3 protein-coding genes are annotated in these 20,492 nt (G+C 34.6%); all 3 read right to left on the bottom strand.

Features of this window, described 5'->3' with window-relative positions; genetic code table 11:
• Positions 1–72 precede the first annotated feature (72 nt).
• The 3 genes from LPB87_RS07385 to LPB87_RS07375 all read right to left on the bottom strand — a co-directional run bounded on the left by LPB87_RS07385 (position 73) and on the right by LPB87_RS07375 (position 20,484).
• A complete protein-coding gene (locus LPB87_RS07385) occupies positions 73–1,260 on the bottom strand; it encodes a phosphoglycerate kinase (RefSeq protein WP_230605485.1) in 1,188 nt (395 codons plus the stop codon).
• 166 nt (positions 1,261–1,426) lie between these two features.
• Positions 1,427–2,401, bottom strand: coding sequence for a type IX secretion system membrane protein PorP/SprF (locus tag LPB87_RS07380; protein WP_230605484.1), 975 nt, complete (start codon positions 2,399–2,401; stop codon positions 1,427–1,429).
• 41 nt (positions 2,402–2,442) lie between these two features.
• Positions 2,443–20,484 (bottom strand): T9SS type B sorting domain-containing protein, encoded by an 18,042-nt coding sequence (locus LPB87_RS07375; RefSeq protein ID WP_230605483.1) that lies wholly within the window; start codon positions 20,482–20,484, stop codon positions 2,443–2,445.
• Positions 20,485–20,492 lie beyond the last annotated feature (8 nt).

Raw genomic sequence — 20,492 nt, 5'->3', positions numbered from 1 at the left:
ATAATGCCATTATTTGCAAACTTAATAACAACAATCTAAAATACTCTTTAAAAAGTGTTAAAAATGAGATAGTTAGTCTAAAATAGCTGCTATTCCAGGTAAAACTTTACCTTCTAGCATTTCTAACATTGCTCCACCTCCGGTAGAAACGTAACTCATTTTTTCTTCGAAACCAAATTGTTTTACAGCTGCAACTGAATCTCCTCCTCCTACTAATGAGAAAGCTCCATTTGCTGTTGATGCAGCGATATAATCACCTAAAGCAATTGTTCCTTTAGCAAAAGATTCCATTTCAAAAACTCCTAATGGTCCATTCCATAAGATCGTTTTTGAATCCATGATTACTTTTTCAAAGTTTGCCAATGATTTAGGACCTGCATCCAGACCTTGCCATCCATCAGGTATTGCATACACATCTACTACTTGTGTATTTGCTGTATTAGAAAAATCATCTGCAGCAATAACATCAACTGGAATATGAATTTGAACTCCTTTTTCTTTAGCTAATCTCAAAATTTCAAGTGCCAATTCTAATTTGTCATCTTCACAAATAGAATTTCCTACTTTACCGCCTTGTGCTTTAATGAAGGTAAATGTCATTCCTCCTCCAATAATCATATGGTCAACTTTGTCTAAAATATTTTCGATAACAGTAATTTTCGAAGAAACTTTAGATCCACCTAGAACTGCTGTAACAGGTTTTTCACTATTTTTAAGTACTTTATTTAAGCTTTCTATTTCTTTGGCCAATAATGTTCCAAAACATTTTTCGTTAGGGAAAAATTGGGCAATTATTGTTGTTGAAGCATGTGCTCTATGTGCTGTTCCGAAGGCATCGTTTACGTAGATATCTCCTAATGATGCTAATTCTTTTGCAAAAGCAACATCTCCTGCTTCTTCTTCGGCATGAAAACGTAAATTTTCTAGTAATAATACTTCGCCTGGTTTTAAATTAGCAGCAGCATCTTTGGCAACATCTCCAACACAATTTGCAGCAAACTGTACAGGAACACCTAAGATCTCTGAAGCTGTTTTTAAAATATGTTTCAAAGAGTATTTTTCTTCAACTCCTTTTGGTCTTCCTAAGTGTGACATTAAAATCACGCTTCCGCCTTGTGCTAAAATTGCATCAATTGTAGGCTTTGCTGCTTCGATACGAGTTGCATCTGTAACATTAAAATTTTCGTCTAATGGCACGTTAAAATCAACACGAATTATTGCTTTTTTATTCTTAAAATCAAAATCTTTTAAAGTTTTCATTAAGGTAAGTTTTTAGTTTTTTTTGAAAGAATAACAAATATAGAACTTTTAACTTAGTAATAAATTTGATAAAAATAAAAAACAACGCTTTCTATAAACGAAAACGTTGTAATTCGATAATTATTTTAAATAAAACACAAATCTCAAAAAATAGCGAAATTAATTATCAATCATGAACTGGATTTTGGGTACATGGGCAATTACTAATTGCCTGAAGGAAATCAAATCCTATGGTTACCACATGTGTTCCTGAATTATAGGCTCCAATACGGTTAAGCGAAGCTTGGTATGAATATCCAAAATAAAAATTTGATTTCTTGAAACCTGCCATTGGACCAACCATTAATGGCTGAAAAAACTGATCGTTCAAGAATCGATAAGAAACTCCTAACCAATAATAATCTTCGTAACGGTTGTATTGTCTGAATTTAAAGTTGAAATCGGTACTTGAACGTTTATCTCCAGCAAATAATTGGTAATAAACTGATGGTTCGAACTCGATACGATTATTCTCGGCTCCTCTAAAAACATAACCTGAATATATTTGATAATTACGAAGCAAATTAGGCTCTATTCCGTCAAATCTATCTATTTCCTTGTTTAGAATATTACTTGCATTTAAACTTAAATAAAATGCCTTATTACGGTATAACACTCCTACATCAAAATTATTATTAGAAACGAATCGATTATCGGTAATACTCGGATCCGGTAGTGGATTCTCGTACGTTGGATTGAACTCGTTTATATTAATTTTAAAATTATTGATGTTATACGAAATACCAAATGACAGGTATTGTTTTGAATAATAATCAAGAATTAAGTGGTGCGCAAATGATATTTTGGCTCCTGTTTGTCTTGTATAACCATTCTTATCGTTATAAAGTGAGATTCCCACTCCTGAACGATCCAAAATTCTGAAATCAGCATAAAGCGATTGATTGTCTGGCGCATCCTTAATACCTACCCATTGTGTTAAACCATTGGCACGTATTCTTAAGTTATCACCAATACCTGCAAATGTTGAAGAGACTACAAATGGGTTATCGGCTAGGTACTGCGTAAAAACTGGCAAATTTAACTCCTGGCTGTAACCTGATGTTACAGCCATAAGTAGAAATGATATGATAATTTTTTTCATTGTATTTTTAATTTTAGATAACATAATTACTTTGTTATTTGTTATCTGTAAAGAGTGAAATGTCCAACAAACTCTCTGTCATCTTTTTTGTCATTGAGTTTCAATACGTACCAGTAATCACCTGATGGTAATTCGTTACCATTGTATCTTCCATCCCATTTTTGCCCCAATCTGTACTTGCAGATTACACGTCCGTATCTATCAAAGATATCGAATGTTAAATCTTTGTAATTCACTGTACATCCTGGTGCCCAAGTATCGTTTATGCCATCTCCATTTGGAGTAAAGTGATTTGGAATACAAACATCGATGTATTCAAAATATCTTGTTGCTGTAGCTGTACATCCATTTTTATCTGTTACAGTAACTGTATATGTTCCTGATTTGTAAATAATGAATTTATTAACTGATCCATAAGGCTCTCCGTCTAATGTGTATTGGTATTCTCCACCACCACCTGTAGCTGTTGCAACAATTTCATTTAATCCACCATCTGCTAAAGTTAATGTTAACGGTTGAACCACATCAATAGTAAATGGTAATGTTGTCTTTTCACAACCATTAGAATGTAATACAGTAACGGTATGACTACCAGGAGCAACATTTACAAATATGTTACTATCTTGATAAATAGTATTACCATCTAATGCATATTTCATATCCAAAGGATTAGTATTTGATTCATCAACCGTAATTGTTACAAAGTTGGCTCCAAAATTATCCACACAATCCGTATTAATCTTAGCTATAGGATCAAGTTTAACCGCATCTGGTGTTAGAATTTCAACCTCTGCACTACAATCATTAGCATCCTTAATGTAAACAATATGTGTACCTCCCACTAATTCTATAAATGTATGCTCATCTGCTAAAATTTGCTCATAAGTTCCATCTCTGTTATCTAGAATTACTCTGTATGGAGCAGTACCTCCAGTGATTTTTACTTTAAAAGCTCCATCTTTATCACCTTCACAATATTCTGGTAATATACTACCTGGCACTAAACTAACATCTAAGATAGGTGGTTCTTTAACTTCAACATTTTCAATAACAACTTCACATCCGTTTTCATCTTGAACGATGATTGTATATAATCCTGGATCTAAATTATCAAAAACATTAGATTCGAAGAATTGTCTAAAGTCTGGTGAAATAGCATATCTCAGCACTCCTGTACCTCCTTCTGCTATAACTGTAATTTTTCCGTTACCTGAACTATTACAAGTTAAATCTGTAGGAACTGCTTTAGCATCTACACTAGTAGTAGGTTCTATAATTGTAACTGGTAACGAAATATTTTCACAATCATCACTATTCACTTGTACAAAATAATCTCCTGCGGCAAGGTCATCAAATTGACCTGGCTTGTCTTGTCTTGCAGTAACAATATTTTTACCTGAATCTAACAAGGTATAAACATAGTTTCCTAATCCACCTACTGCTGTTACATATATACTACCTGAACTAGATCCTTTACAATGAATATCATAAACATCCACATTAGTGAAAACTAATTTTGGAACTGGTGAAAAGCTAACTGTAGTAACATCACTAATACAACCTAAAGCATCTTGTACATAATATTCATACCTAGTAACTACTGCTGTAGCTGGTAAAGTAATATCTATCGAAGTGCCAAAAGTAGTAGTAGAGAAATTAATTCCATCTATACCATATTTATAAGGTCCTGTTCCTCCCGTTGCACTAAGTGTAACCACAGGGAATCTATCACAACCCTCGATAGTTTTAATATCAACAGAAGCTTCTACTTTTATAGGATCTTTAATCTCAATAATATTAGATTCACCAGTACATTTCCAATCATCTGAAACAATAACCTTGTAACTTCCTGATTTCAGATTTGTAAACACATTAGATTCTTGTGGTCCATTATTAGTTACTACTCCGTCAGGATATGTAGCTTCTAAAGTATATAAATATTTACCTGAACCTCCTGAAACTGAATTTACTGTAATAGTTGCACCATTATCACCAAAACAAGTTAATTCTAGTTTATCAGCTGTAATTGTCGCTGTAATTGGAGTTGGAATTACTAAAGGCATATCATCAGAAACCTCACATTTACCAGTATCTCTAACTTTTACAACATAATCTCCAGCTGTTAAATCTCTGAAAATTGAATTCGCAGACCATGACCAAGGTCCTACTGCTACCCCAGGAGCAGATTTTAACTCCAATTGGTATTCGTATCCTCCTGGCCATCCACCTGAAGCTGAAGCTTCTATTAATCCATTATTATTTGCAGCACATGTAATAGCTGTATGTTGCACATAAAGTTTCAATGCTGAAATTGGTCCTGCAATAGTAAACTCAGCATCTACAGTACAGAAAGGTGAATCTTTTAATGTCGCTGAAATTTTATATAATCCTGCTTTTAAATTATCAATCGTGAGCGGTCCTAAATTTGGACTAGTAGCTTTTAAAGGAGTTAAAAGTACTGGGCTAGTAATTACATAATCAAATCCATTAAGAAGAACAGAAGGAGTTCCTTTAGAATCTACTAAAGTGAAAGTGATTTTTCCATTTGCTGCACCATAACATGTAATGCTATTAACATTACTAGCTACTAACTCGAACGTATTTGGCTCATACACTCTATGAGGTCTTTGTAAACTACATTTTGTATCAGGATTAAATACCGTAATAATATATTCCCCTACTGGTAAGTTATTAAACACTCCTGCTCCTGTTGGATCTGTAGTCACATTGCCGTTCACATCAGTGATAGAATACACAAAAGCTGGTAATGCTCCAATTCCTGTTGTAGTTGGAACAACTTTAATATTCTGACCGTTATTAGTACATGTAATTACATCAACCACCGTAATAACAATATCATCGATACTCATGAATGGTTTAATCACTGCTGTAGTACTAACTGAACAGTTGTTTTTATCAGAAACAATTATAGAGTAATCACCACCTGTTAAACCATACTCTGTGTAGCTATTGTCTGTTTTTGATTGAACAATTTTATCGTCTGCAGGTGTAGCCCCTTTTTTAATAAATACATATTTGTAATTACCATCATTATCTAGTGTACCACCCGTTGCAGTTACCACTATTGTAGCAAGATTAGACGCATTCGTATTTGCCGTACAAGCAAAATCAGTTACAGCAACCGAAGTAATACTAATAGGATTTGGTTCTTTAACTACTATTGTTGCAAGACCTTCACAACCTCTACCTGAAATAACAGTTACTGTATAGCTATCTGCAGGTAAATCTTTAAATAAAGGACTCGCTTGAACTCCTCTTATAAGACCTTTAGCTCCCACTAAACTATATTTATAGTCAGGGTTATTATTACTAGTCGCTAAAGTGACTGTAATACTTCCATCTGTTCCTCCATTACAAGAAATATGAGTTGGTGTTAAAGTAATATCAGTAACAGCTGTTGCTGTAGGTATTTCTTTTGTAATACTTGTAAAACAGCCAGTAATCATATCTTTAATCCAAAATGTATGTGTTCCTGGAGAAAGACCTCCAAATACATTAGATGTACCAAAAGTTCCTCCTACAGTACCAATAGTATATTGATAACTCGATGGTGTACTAATTGTACCTCCAGATCCTGTTAGAGTTATCACTCCTTTATCATCATTACAAGTCGGGTAAGTCGTAATTTCTGCCGACAATCCTAATGGATCTAAAATTGTAAATCCTGTTGTTGCTTTAACAATACAACCATTGGCATCTTTTGCATATACATCATGCATTCCTGGAGTTTTTACAATTAATGGACTTGCTTGGAAATTAATACCATCTAAACTATACTCAAAAGGTCCAACTCCCTTAGCAATAACATCAATAATATATTCTTCATTTGTCAAAAGATCGAAACACTGAGTTGCAACTGTAGCCTCAATATCAAATGGAACTGGGTCTGTACCAATTACTATGCTTTCTTTAATAGGGCAACCATTTTTATCGATAACCCAAACATCCCACTTAGTATTAACTGCTGGATTAAGTGTAGCCGTATTGACATCGGTATACTTTCCTGCTGGAGATAATCCATCTTCAACAAATGCATACTTATAGTCTGGTGTACCTCCTTTAACAGAAGTAACCGTAACTACAGCACCTGTAGTATTACAATTTTTAGGCACATTTGTAATCGTTTCTATGGTTAATTTTTCATCTGGTTGCGTTATTTCAACCACATTTGATGTTGTTGAACATAAAGGATAATCCGTTGCTTTAACTACAACTGTATAATTATTTCCTGCAGCTAAGCCCGTTATTATAACTGAACCAGTAGCTGTATTGGCTGCTCCTGTAGCTTTTGACACAAGTCCATCAAAAACTTCATAACTATAGTTTCCAACATATCCAGTTACATCAATAGTAATAGTTCCATTAGCATCTCCAAAACATAGAGCTGGAGCTGATGCGTTTGCAATGACCTTAATAGTGTTGAATTTCGGAACTATTTGTATTTGAGATTTTATACTACAAGTCGTATTGTTATCGAAAATTTCGAATTGATAATTACTATCTGCATCTGGTGCATTAAAGACAAAGTCTCTAACATCAACAGTCTCTAATGGACCATAAGGCAAACCATTTTTATATACTTGATAAGTAAATTTTTCTGGTGTGTTTGTCCCTCCGGTAATAGCAACATTCATTACTTGCTTATTGTTTACACAATCCATTAGATCACCAAATATTACATCCGCTGCAATTAAACTTGGGAAAGCAGGAATTGTAATCTCATGGAAAGCAACACATCCATTACTATCTTTTACATAGTATTTTAACGTTTTTGCAACATCTGCAACAACATAGAATACATTTGAATCAAAATATTCTACATTGTCTTCACTGAATTTAAATCCTGTACCTGTTCCACCTGTACCTGTAACAGTCACTTCGGTAGTCTTAGGATTGTTTCCTGTAGTACAAACAAATGCAGATTGTACTGCAAACGCGTTTACTGCAGCTGGAGCAAGAATTTCTGTAGTTTTCATAACTGGACATCCTCTACCTGAAGTAACAGTAACTGTGTATTTACCAACTGGTAAACCAGTGAATAGACCTGTATCCTGAGTAATTTCCGTCCCTGCAACTGAAGGCACTCGCTCCAACACATAGGTATAAGGCGGATTATCATTACTTGCGGCCATAGTTACAGTAATCGTTCCATTACTAATATTTCCTGGAGTTACAAGACAATTAGGCGCTTTTGGTGTTAAAATAAAATCTACCGGTGTAGGTGCCTTCATATTTACTACGCCAGTCTCATACTCACAACCTCTAGCATCCGTAACCAAGAATTGGTAATTTCCTGAAGCCAATACTGGATAATCAGTATAAGTGGCAGTGGTAGTCGCTATTGATAAATAAGTTCCTGTATTAATCTTAACCTTATAGGTATATGGCGCATAACCTCCTGTTGGCGTTACACGTATTGTTCCATTGGTATCACCAACCAGACAAGAAAGTTCTTTAATATTAAGAGCAGTAGCAAAAAGCTGTTCTTTGATTGTTGTTGCGCTTGCAACCGAAATACAACCAAATGCATCCTTAACCATTGCATTATAATCACCTGGCGCTAAATCAGAGAAAGTATCCGAAATTTGCCAAGTTTGTCCATTATTAATGCTATATGTATATGGTGTTACAGCATGTGGTGCGGTAGAAGTTGCCTTTACAACCAATGTGGTTGAATTTGTTCCAACATAACAATAATCTGAAGAAATCTCGATAGTAGCTACTGGCTTAACCGGATCTGTTAATCTAAATGAATCGTCTATAGAACATCCTTTAGCATCTTTTACGCTAGTGGTATATTGCCCCACTTCTGTAAGACCTTCGAAAATACCGTCATTATTTGTTGTAATAATTCCTGCTGGCGACGTTAGCGTATATTTATAGCTACCCCAACCTTCTTCAGCCGTCATTTTAACAGCTCCTGTAGTAGTACAGCCAAGTGGTGTAACAACATTCGCGCTTTTTAATGCAAGTGCTGGTGCGTCTATATCAAAATCAGCTGTTGTAACACATCCTGTACCATTATCTTTAAATTCTACTGTATAATGTCCAGCAGCCAAATTAGCTAAATTAATTTCAGCATCCGTAGTTGTTTCAGGGATTCCTCCATTAACAATATATGTATAAGTTACACCTGTACCAAATCCTGAAACTAATAAAGTTGCTTTACCATCTGGCGTTCCTAAACAAGAGATATCTACTGTAGACTCTACTGTAGCTTCAATTTTAACAACTTCTTTTATAGTATATTCTTCTTGGTAAGTACATCCATAATCAATATCTGTAACCTCAAATACATAATCCCCTGGTAATAAATTAGGGAATGAACCAGTAAGATTAGTAACTAATACCGGAGATGGTGCAATAGTAGCATAACTATAGTTAGCTCCTGGTCGTCCTGTTACATTAGAAATTGTAATTGTAGTTCTTGGAGCATCACATGTAATTGGTGCTAATTGAGCAAGAACAAATGCTGATGGAGTAATCAATTTGTCGATAGTTACAGTACTTGAAACTGAACAACCATATTTATCCATAATACTATATGGAATTGTTTGTGTAAGACCAGTATCATCAACCGTATAAACTGTTTCAGTCCCAAAGTCACCATTATTAAAACTATATTGATATGGTGCGCTTCCTCCAGAAGCACCTAAAGTAACTGTAGCAGATTGCGCAACGTTTCCTACACCACATTTCAATGGCACGATAATAGGTGCCACTACCACTAATGGCACAGGTTCTTTTACAATAATTGCAGTACTAACAGTCTCACATGATTTTATATCTTTAACGGTAACAATGTAGTTTGTACCAGCTCTTAATAAGTCAAATATGTTTGAATCTTGGTACGGACGTGAAATCGGACCATCTAATTTATATTGAAATTTACCACTACCTGAAGTAACATTAACTATAATACTTCCTGAATTACCAGAGTTACATTGTACATCAACAACAGTAGTTTTGAATACTGTTGGTACTTTGTCATTTACAGTAATTTCTTTGGTAATTTCACAATTCCCATCAGTTATCAAGAAAGTATAAACACCTGGATCAGCTGCTGAATAATCAAAAGTAGTACCCACAATTGGTATAATGGCTCCAAAAATTCCAGTATCAAATTTAACTTTGTATGTATATGCAGCTCCTAATCCACCAGAAACAATTCCGTGGATTGTAGCATTTGGATTCCCATTACAACTAAGTTCTTCTGTTACTTGTAAATCTGTTAGAATTTGATCATTAACCGTAAAACCTACTTTTGCAACACATTTGTTATCATCTTTTACAAAGAAAGTATACTCCCCTGGAGTTCCTATTTGGAAATCTGGAGTAGTTTGATAAGCACCTGCAACAGCTACAGTCGGAAGTCCTTTTCCAATACTATATGTAATAGATGAACCTGTAAATACTGTACCACTTACCGTTACAGTTGTTGGTAAATCATCAAAACAAATTGCTGTTGGTGCAGTAATTTTAGGTGCTGCATCATCTTTTAAGGTAACAAATGCTTCCTTAATACAACCATATGCATCTTTTACATAAACAATGTAATTACCTGCATCCTTATGGAATACGTTCGATTTATGTGATGCCAAATCAAATGTTGCAGAAAATGCAATATGACTAGCATCATAAGGGAAAAGTAACTTTTGATCCGTACCATCCAGAACACCAACATCGCCAGTATCCGGGAAAATCTGATACAAATAAGGGGTTGTTGCATTTGCCGTACCAAATTTGGCAATAGCGGTAATTATTCCCGCTTTTGTAACACAAGTATTTGAATTTTTTGTAACTGATGCTGTTAATTCTAAAGCGAAACCAGATTCTACAATATCAAATGGTAACGATGCAATACTACACCCTGCGTTAGGTGCTCCTACATCCTCTTTTACCAAAATAAAGTAATTACCAAAAGGCAATGCTCCAAAAGAAGTTACTGTTAAAAAAGGAGCTGTTGCAGGTACAGTCGCACTCACCTCTGGCCCAATTGCTACTAGCGATTGCGCATTAAATATTTGGTATTTAACCGGAATGGCAACACCGTATGTAGTAGATATAACGAAAGAAACTTTACCATCAGCATTACCTTTACAAGAAATATTTTGAATTTCTGGTGTTGTAATTTTTAGCGTAGAATTTGTTGGAATCGGCTTATCTGCTGTTTGATAATAATAACATTTTGATCCTTCATCATAAATAACAAAAGTATAAGTAACTCCAGGTACTAACTTCGTAAAAGTAGTTCCTTTAGGCATCGTTTCATCTTGCCAATCGCCAACAGTTGGATACTTCATTCCTGGCCCTGTATAAATAGCAAAATGGTAAGGTCCAACACCAGATAAAGTAGAACCAACTTTCACCACTGCAGTACCTCCTATTGCTGGATCACAACTTGCAGTAGTTTTAATATCAATGTCCAAGTCGGTAACTATAGAAGCTACCAATACATTTGGTACCTCTTGTGAACAACCATTAGCATCTACAACACGTATTTCGTACAACCCAAAATCAACAATGTTAAATTTTACCGAAGTGGTACCGTCATTATTTAATTCTTTTTCATTATAACCATTTGCTCCGGTTACAAAATAATTATATGGCCCTTTTCCACCACTTCCACCAACGGTACTAATACCATCAGTAATTTTATCAATTATAATCGACCCCATAGAGGTAACACTGTTGGCATTTCCTAAACCATCGTCTACACAAGTAATATTAACTGTATGATATTTAATCACTATTGGTTTTGGTGCGGCTATATTTATATCCTTTTTATCTGTACATCCTCTAGCGTCAGTTATTGTGATAGTATAATCACCCGCTGCCAAACCAGTAGTTAATTCAAGGTAATCTTTTCCTGTCGTATTATTTTTAACATTAAAAGTATAAGGCGCTAGACCTAATGTTTTATCATATGTTATTGTAAGAACAGATTGCTCATCACCAACACATTTAACTTCTGTTGCTACAAGATTAGTAATAGACGGATTAACTGTAGGTGTTACCTTCACAGGAACTTTCGTTTCTACAGAACAACCATTAGAAGTAATTCTAAAATAATAATCTCCTGTTGTAGCCGTTTGAAAAACAGTACCTGTAAAATCAGTCCAGTTTAATTTATTATCATTTGAATATGAATAAGTATAAGTTCCGTTACCACCATCAGCAGTAACATTTATTAGAGCATCAGTAGTAGTAAAAGGTGGCATAACTGCGCAAGTGATGTCTTTATCTAAACTTGCACTAATTGCTAATTGCTTACCAACAATCACAGTCATTTTTGCTTCACAACCATTAGCATCTTTAATACTTAATACATAAGTCCCATGCCCTGGAATTGTTTTTATTGGATTGGTATTATATACGCCATCAATTCCATACAACTTAATAGCTGCTGGATCTGTGTCATAAACAGTTCCTGTAATAGTCACTGTAATAGCAGTTCCTGAATAACATAATGGAGTCGTAATTGGATCAATCGTTGGAGCAGTATCTCTAACTACTTGAATAGACTTCATTGATGGACAACCATTTTTATCCACTACATAAACATCATAAAATAAGCCATCTACACTGGTGTCTTTAGTAAAAACAGTATTTGTAGTATAAGATCCTAACGTTGGTGTAATTCCTTTTTTAACTACAGCATACGTTAAAGGTGCTGTACCTCCGGTAGCCTCTACAGTAATTGTAGTTTCTACTTTTGAACAAAACACTTTAGTAGCTGTTACATCTACAAAGGTTATCGTAGTTGGTTCATCTAATACAACACCAAACGATGCCTTACAACCTGTATCTTTATTGGTAACCGTTAATGTGTATTTTTCTCCTCCTTTTAATCCAGAATAGACAATAACATCTCCTGTTTTAACTCCACCGGCAATTGTTCCAGAAGCACTACCTACCAATACATAATCATAATCTAATCCTTTATTACCTGAAACCGTAAATTCAATTTTACCATCAAGGACAGTATTACAAGATACAGCCGTTTTTACTTTTCCAGTTACTTGTATTGGAGCCACATCTAAAATCTCGTGACTTCCTATAATAGTACACCCATTAACATCCGTTACTCTAAAGTGATATGTACCTGGAGCTAAATTAGTGAATGTAAATGTATTGGTAAGTATACCTGGTACTGATACTGCAACTGATGTAGGCGCAGTAATTTCATATTTAAATGGTGCCAAACCATCTGTAAAAGAAACTTCCAGATCACTAACATTTTCATTAGTTTTACATGTAATAGGCCTTTTTTGTACAAAAGACAAAGGCGAAGGCGGAGTTAAAGGCTTAATTAATACCGATGTTTCGATCGTACAACCATTATCGTCTTTTACCTTAATACTTACATTCTGTGCTGTACTAACTGGGAAAGTATTGCTCTTAATATAAGTAGTTCCTCCATCATAACTGTACCAATATTTATCGGTACCTGTCATAGGAGTTCCTCCACTTGCAGTAACTGTAATAAGTGCTGATTTCGAAATATTATTCGCACCACACGTTAAATTAGTAGCCACAGCTGATACAACCAATAGTGGTGGATCAACTAAGGTTACTTTTATGCTTGCTGACTCACATTTTTTAGTGTCAATAACTTTAAAATAGTATGTTCCTGCTCCTGCATTAGCATATACATTAGAAGTCATTAAAGTAAAAGTAATATCATCATTAGAAACATAATAAGTATATGGTCCTACTCCTAAAGTACCTTTAACAACTACAGATCCTGTAGAACTTCCAAAACAAGAAGGATTACTTGGGGTAGCTTCTGCTTTTGGCAACACTTTGGCAACAATATCTTGTTTAACCACTGTTATACACCCTTTGCTATCAGTAATTTCAAAATAATAAGTCGCTGCGACCGATCCTGTATTGGTTGGATGGGTAAAAGAACTTAAACCTGCTCCAACATCCGTGTAGCCACCATTAAAAGGAGCTCCTGTATTGTTAACTCTATATTTATAATTCGGGTATCCTTTTTCTATGTTAACTTTAATAATTGCATTAGGATTTGTAGGATCACAATCTAGCTCTTTATCCAATCCAATAGTAGCTGTTATTGGAGACGCGATAGTAGTAGCTGTTAAATTTTTAAAACATCCTGTAACAATATCTTTAACAACAATTGTATATGTTCCTGGAATTAATCCTGTAAATATTCCATTATCTTGAGTAGTTGTACTTCCGTTAATACTGTATACATAATTTAGTTTTGTATTTGGAGTAACTTTAATAGTAGCTCCTGCAGCACCATAGCAAAAATCTGAGTCTACCAGATCAATTTCGGCATCGATTGGTACTATACCATCTATTACAATAGTTTGACTAACTTGACATCCTTTTAAATCGTTTACTAATACCGAATAAGTACCAGCAACTAAGTTTATAAAGGTTTTATCTGTTTGTATTATTGGTAAACCAGCAACTGGTAAGGTTTGAGTAACTGTATAAACATAGCTTCCCCAACCTCCCTTAACATTGATTACTGCGGTTCCTTTACTTAAACAAGTAACTCCGGTAGTAACTGCTGGGTCAATTTCTAAAACTGCTGTAGGACCAGCAATAGTAACATCTGCCGATTTTTCACACTTAGTAGTTGTATTCTTAACTGTAATAGTATGCGTTCCCGCACCTAATCCCGGTACCTTAATTTCAAAAGAAGAACCTGAATTTGGAGTTGTTCCTGTTCCTGTTATCGTACCAATTTTATAAGAATATGGTTTGTTATTTCCAAAACCAGAAACAGTAAATATTGCGGAACCTTTGCTATCTCCAAAACATTGTATCTCAGTATCTACTTTACTTGAAATGAAAATTTCAGGCAACGGATCAATAGTTATTGATTTTTCGAATGTACAATTATTAGCATCTTTTACTTGAAAAGTATAGGTAATATCTGGGGCTAACCCTAAAAAAATACCCGATATAGCTCCTGTTACATTTGATTTTGCATCTGCCGGAGCAGTAATTGCGTATGATTTTGTTCCTGTTCCTCCAATTACGGCACTAATCGTAACATCTACTTCATTAGATGGACATTCCAATGCTGAAGGAGTAAGAGTCATTCCTGTAGGTGGATCTAATTTTACGATAGTTCCTGCCGCTTTGGTTACATTACATCCTTTACTATCCGTAATTGTAACTGAATAATCTCCAGCTACTGTTAAATCTTTAAATATACCTGTAGCATTTGTTGCTATTGTAGTAGTAACACCACCTTTGGTAATCTTCAATTCGTAAGTATATGTAGTACCATTACCACCTGTTGCAGAAGCAGTAATTGTAGCACCACTAATACAAGTGTATGGTTTTGTTATAGAAGCTGAAGGTGTTATTACTAATGGTTCAGATAAGGTGATGAATTGCTCTATAGAAATACAGCCTTTACTATCCATAATCTGATATGAATATTTAACTCCTGCTTTTAAACCTGTATAAATAGTTTTATCAGTGAATACAGTTGAATCAAAACGATACTTATATCCTCCAGATCCCAACGAACCTAACAATGTTACCGAACCATTACTCTCCCCATTACATTTTGGGTTTGTTGGTGTTGCCGTAACTACTGGATCAGTAATTGCGGCTACATTACCCTCTGCTGTTGTTGTACATTTATTTTTATCGGTAATCTCAAAAGTATATTTACCTGCAATTTTAGTATTATAGGTGAATTTTGGACCTGCAATAGGTCCTACACTAGCAACTTGGTTGCCTGCGCTATTTTTAACAATATAACTAAATGGAGTTGTTCCTCCTTTAATTGTTACTTCTATTACTGCTTCTTTAGGATCGATACATGTTAATGAGCTTGTTGTAAGCGCATCTGCTGTAAGTAGTGCATTAATTTTTTGACTCACTGCTGTAGCTGTACATCCAAAACTATCCGTAATTAAAAATGTGTAATCTCCTGTTGCTGTCGCATCATAAGTAAATGATGTAGCAGGTGCTGGAACAGGAATTTTATCTCCATAATTTCCTGTACCATATTTAACTTGGTAAAAATAAGGAGCCACACCGTCTTTAATATCAACTGTTAGCGTTGCTTTAGTTGCATCAAAACATAAACCTGTGTTTTGTTTGATAGTAGCTACTGGAGCCACCGGAGCAGCAATAATTAAATCGGTGTCTTTATTATCCGAACAGCCATTAGCATCTACACCCGAAACTGTATATGTACCAGGCGCAACTTTAAATAATATCCCATTACTAAGGAAAGTAGTTACATTAGGAGGTGTAGCTTTATCGGTAAGTGTAAATATATATCCAGGTGTACCTCCTTTTGCGCTTGCAGTTACTGTAGCACCTTCAGAACATGTAGCAACTGTAGCTGTAGCATCAACTACAAACACTGCAGGTGAACCTATAGTAGGAGTAAAATTAAAATTACATCCCGTTACATCCTTACTGTAACGCACTCTAATATCTTGAGCACCTTCACTTAGTCCAGAAACAATAGTCTCTTGTGTTTTAGAATTAATCCAATTAATTCCTTTATCTATAGAATATTCAAATCCATTGGTAGTATCAAAATTAGATGCAATTATGGTTAAACTTCCATCTTTACTTCCGTTACATTTTGTATCAATAATATTTTTAACCTCAGCTGTAAATATTTTATTAGGATCAACAACTACTTTAAAATTTTTAGTTGTTAAACATGATTTTGGCAATTGATAAACTTCAATGTCATCAACAGCAAAATCAATCCCATTCTCTTGAGAAACTTCAAGTCGCAACACAAAATCCAAAGTGGTATTATCTCCTGGATTAATTGTTCTATTATACTCTACCCAACCATTTGTTTTTGGAATTTTACCTGTTGATTGTGACGATAACGAAGCACCTGCACTATTTTGTAGTTCTACTGTAAGAGATGCGTCAGGTTGATTGTTTCCTATTTTTAATAAATTTGTTGCAAAAAATCTAACCTGTATCGGTTGATTTTTTATTATATCTTTAATCGTTTTTCTATAAAGAACAGCATTATTAGGAATAACTTTTCCGGCATCAACCGCTAAATATTTACCTAAAGGACTTCCTTTTGTATGGTCAACAGGGTTATGCCATCCATCATATGGGTTATTTTTTAGAGAGTTCGTAACTGTATATTCTCCATTTGCAAATAACTTATTTCCGTTACATTTTGTTGCTTCAACTTGTCTCTCCCAACAAAAAGCAGGATTAATCCCTGGAGATTGCGTGTCTGGAGAATTTATATTTGCGTTTGTACCAAAATCCTCTTTTAACAAACTACTAAATGTTGGTACTGAAATTAGTCTATATCTTACAGATATTTCATGAAACCCTCCTGGACGTTTATCTGATGGTGGTACATTTAAAAAAATATTTGGTGGATTATTTGTATTTACTACTCCATTAAGTAAATATTCATATTCATAATTAGCACCACCCGTATTGGTAACTGTAACTGTTGTAGATGCACTTCCGTCACAATTAAAAGTTGGTGTTGAAACCTCAATCGTCGGATCATCCGGCTTTTTCTCCAGAATAATTCCTTCCATCGGGAAAATACAATCCGCTGCATCTTTTATATAAAAAGTATATGGTGTTGTACTCGGATTAATATAGGCTTCATTTGAATCTTGCCAAGTATTGCCTCCATCAAAACTATATAAATATGGTTTTGGTGCTGGAAAAGGTTTTCCTCCTTGAGCATTTGTAATTCTAACTTTACCTTGCTTTTCATTTCCAGGTAATCCACAACCAGCTAATTCTGCAATTCCTGCAGATGCTGTCAAAGCTGACGCTACTCCTCCTATTGTAATCTTTTTTAATTCATCAAAACAATCCACTTTGTCGTACGTATATTTTACTACAACATCATAATCACCCGGCGCTAAACCTTTAATTGGATTAATTGTACTAAAAGGCCCAGCAAGCCCATTAATGCTATATGATACAGTATATGCCGAATTTGTCGGATTTAAAGTAATTGAGATTTCCCCAGTGTCACTTCCATAACAATTAATATCTTTCTTGTCAATAGTTGCAGTTGGTCTTATAATATCTGGAACTGTAATAGTCGGAATTGTAACGCTACACCCACTGTCATCTATAACAACTATACTATAATCTCCAGCTTTATTTATGCGAATAACTGGATCAGTTAAAGGAATTTTTGCTCCATTAACATAATAGTAATAATATGGTGGAACTCCAGCAACTGGTTTACCTCCTGTTGCTACTACAGTAATTTCGCCTTCCTCACAAGTAAGTGATTTTGTAATAGTCGCAGTAGCGACTAATGAAAAATCATTTATAGTAACCTTTTCTGTTTCCTTACAACCGTCTTTTGATGTAATTTCTACATTGTAAGTACCTGGAGCAATTCCTTCAAAAAGATGAAAGTTTTTAGGATCAGCAATTTGCCCTGAATCCCCCTTTAGTGCTCCTGTTATTGCATCTTTAACTGTAAATTGATACCATCCTCTTACACCTGTAGCAGTAGCTTTGATAGTTCCTGTTTTTCCATTACAGTATGGATCTGTAGTTTCAACTTTAGTTGAAAAAGTTAATTTAGAAATGGTAACATCTGCAGTATAAATACACTTTTCGAATTTATTATCAACAGATTTTGTTCTGATATGAACTAAATATCTTCCTGCGGCAACATCATTAAAAACATTTGAAGCTTGATATGGTTCTTTCCCATCTAAACTATACTCATAACCATGTCCATCATTTGGTTTAGGGTTTGTAATCGTAATACTTCCTTTTGTGTCGCATATAATGTCTTCCTTAATGAAAGTAGGATCTACGACACTTTGCGTTACATTAAAATAATAAATATTAAAACAAGTATTATTATAAGTAACAACAAGCCTAAATGTACCAGCTTTATTAGCAGTATATGTTGGTCCAACACCTACTTCAGTCCAATTTTTAGCCTCAACATCAGGACAGCGATCACTCAAAACAGATGATGGTATGTCTTTAGTTTCTTGCCAAACTATACTTGATGCACCTGAAATTTTAGTATCGATAAATTTAGTTGCCGTTTTACCACATAAAAATATTTTAGGAAATGGCTTTCCATCATTATTACATATATATGGTAAATTAGTGTCTGGATCAATATTATCAGCATATGAATTAACTGGATTATCATTAATATCTACACTATAATCCTTAACAATGAATTTTTGTTGAATTCCTAAACAAGGTGGTGTTGCACTTGTAACCACTGTATAGGTACCTGGTTTAGTAACTGTAACTTCTTGATTGTTTCCTCCAAAAACAACTCCTTTGTCATCTGTCCAAACATAGGTTTTATAACCACCTCCTGCTTTTAGTATAACAGAACCACACAAAAATAATGTTTGCTCAAATTTACATTTATCTAGACCAATAAGAAAGTTAGTAGCAGTAGGTACACCAACATTACAACCTTCTTCTGCAGCAAGACTCCCCTCGCCAAAATTAGCTGAATTTATAACCCCATTATACTTTGAAATGGCAGTATTCTTAATAGCATTAGAGCAAGCATCTGTTAAAGATTCGCAATCTTTAATAGTCTTTACTCTAAATTTTATAGTATATATTCCTCCTTTTGCTTTAACTAAACCTGGAATTATATTAAATACTATTGTTCTTGTAGCCTTATTATATGAAGCAACTGTTACCCCTGCAGGTAAGGGTAAAATATCCTTTGTCTCATCAAAAATAATATTATTAGGCAGGATATCTGTTATCGTAAAATTTACTGCATCGTCATTCCCTTTATTTTGAAATCCTATTTCATATCTTAAATCTTTATCTATCCCAATGTCCTTGTTACTGGCATCATAATCCTTACCATTTTCATCTGTCCCTATTACTTTTTTAAGAAGAACAATTCTTGGAGCAATAATTTCTACTGCAAAAGCATTAAAATAATAAAAATAAACATCCTGATTACTCCCTAGACTTATTGTTGCCGAGGTATCTCCGTTTTTAATTATCGACCCCCCTGGAAATTCCTTGGTTGGTGGGTTATCTATTTCATACACTCCCGCATCAAAACCTAATGTATTGGCACTATTAGGCGTTCTATTATTAAGAACTGTTCCTAACGAAGTAACTGAACTATTAAAGAAATTATCTTTTGTTTCTCTACCCCATACATATTTTTGACCATTCCATATCCAGCCAGGATCTCCCAACTCCAATGGTCTTTCTGGAGGTATCGATTTCACTCCATTAATCGCTAAGAAATCCCCTTGAATATCCGCATCCCCTTCTATTGCTGAAAAAGCAAATTTTGCTTTTACTCGCCCAACTGGAATTGTAGTAAACCCTGAGACTTTTATATCTAAATTGTTATCTTTATCAATAGCACTAAATCCATCAAATGATGTAATTGCTTTTTCTGGTAAAGTTGCATTTTCATATACAAAGAAAAGTGACCATCCTGCTGATAAACCAGTGTTTAAACCATTTTCCTTATTAGATCCTTCAGCAGTAGAAACATTAGCGACTGAATAAGATCCTGTTGGATTTGGTAGTGGTGTTGCTTTGGTAAAATAATCGGTTACATTAGCATAACTTGCATAAGGTAAACTAGAACCAACTTTATTATTTTTAGCATCATAAATAACTGTCCCTTCTATATTTATATAGCTCCCCCCAGGCATTTTAAATTTTACCTTATCAATTGGGTCGGCACCTCTAGTAACTGCACTCCAATATAATCCAACATATACAATTTTGGAACAAGTCGGATTAGGCAGGTCTAATTTTGCACTACTTGAATTAAAAATACCTGGACCTCCATCAACATTAACATAGTTCATTGTGAAGTTCCCATTCTGACCCTTTTTGTCGTAGGGAACACTTGGGCCTTCACCGTTACCCCATCGATCTCTGGTATCCCTATTTAATATACTATTTCCAATCAAAAGGATATCACCACGCAAGTTTTTATTATCGTAACGTGGCTCAAAACTTTTAAAATTTTGATCCTTTTGGGAATGGGAAACAATACTTTGAAGGAATATCAAAGCAAATAAGACAATCTTTAAAATAGTAGGTTTTTTCATGGTATTTT

Origin of the sequence: Flavobacterium sp. EDS (assembly GCF_020991525.1) — a bacterium.
Classification (GTDB): Bacteria; Bacteroidota; Bacteroidia; order Flavobacteriales; family Flavobacteriaceae; genus Flavobacterium.
This window is presented reverse-complemented; position numbering and strand designations above follow the sequence as displayed.

What these genes read in the sequence shown, in the direction of transcription:
- LPB87_RS07385 (WP_230605485.1), bottom strand. Translation starts at nt 1,260, where the DNA reads ATGAAAACTTTAAAAGATTTTGATTTTAAGAATAAAAAAGCAATAATT.
- LPB87_RS07380 (WP_230605484.1), bottom strand. Translation starts at nt 2,401, where the DNA reads ATGAAAAAAATTATCATATCATTTCTACTTATGGCTGTAACATCAGGT.
- LPB87_RS07375 (WP_230605483.1), bottom strand. Translation starts at nt 20,484, where the DNA reads ATGAAAAAACCTACTATTTTAAAGATTGTCTTATTTGCTTTGATATTC.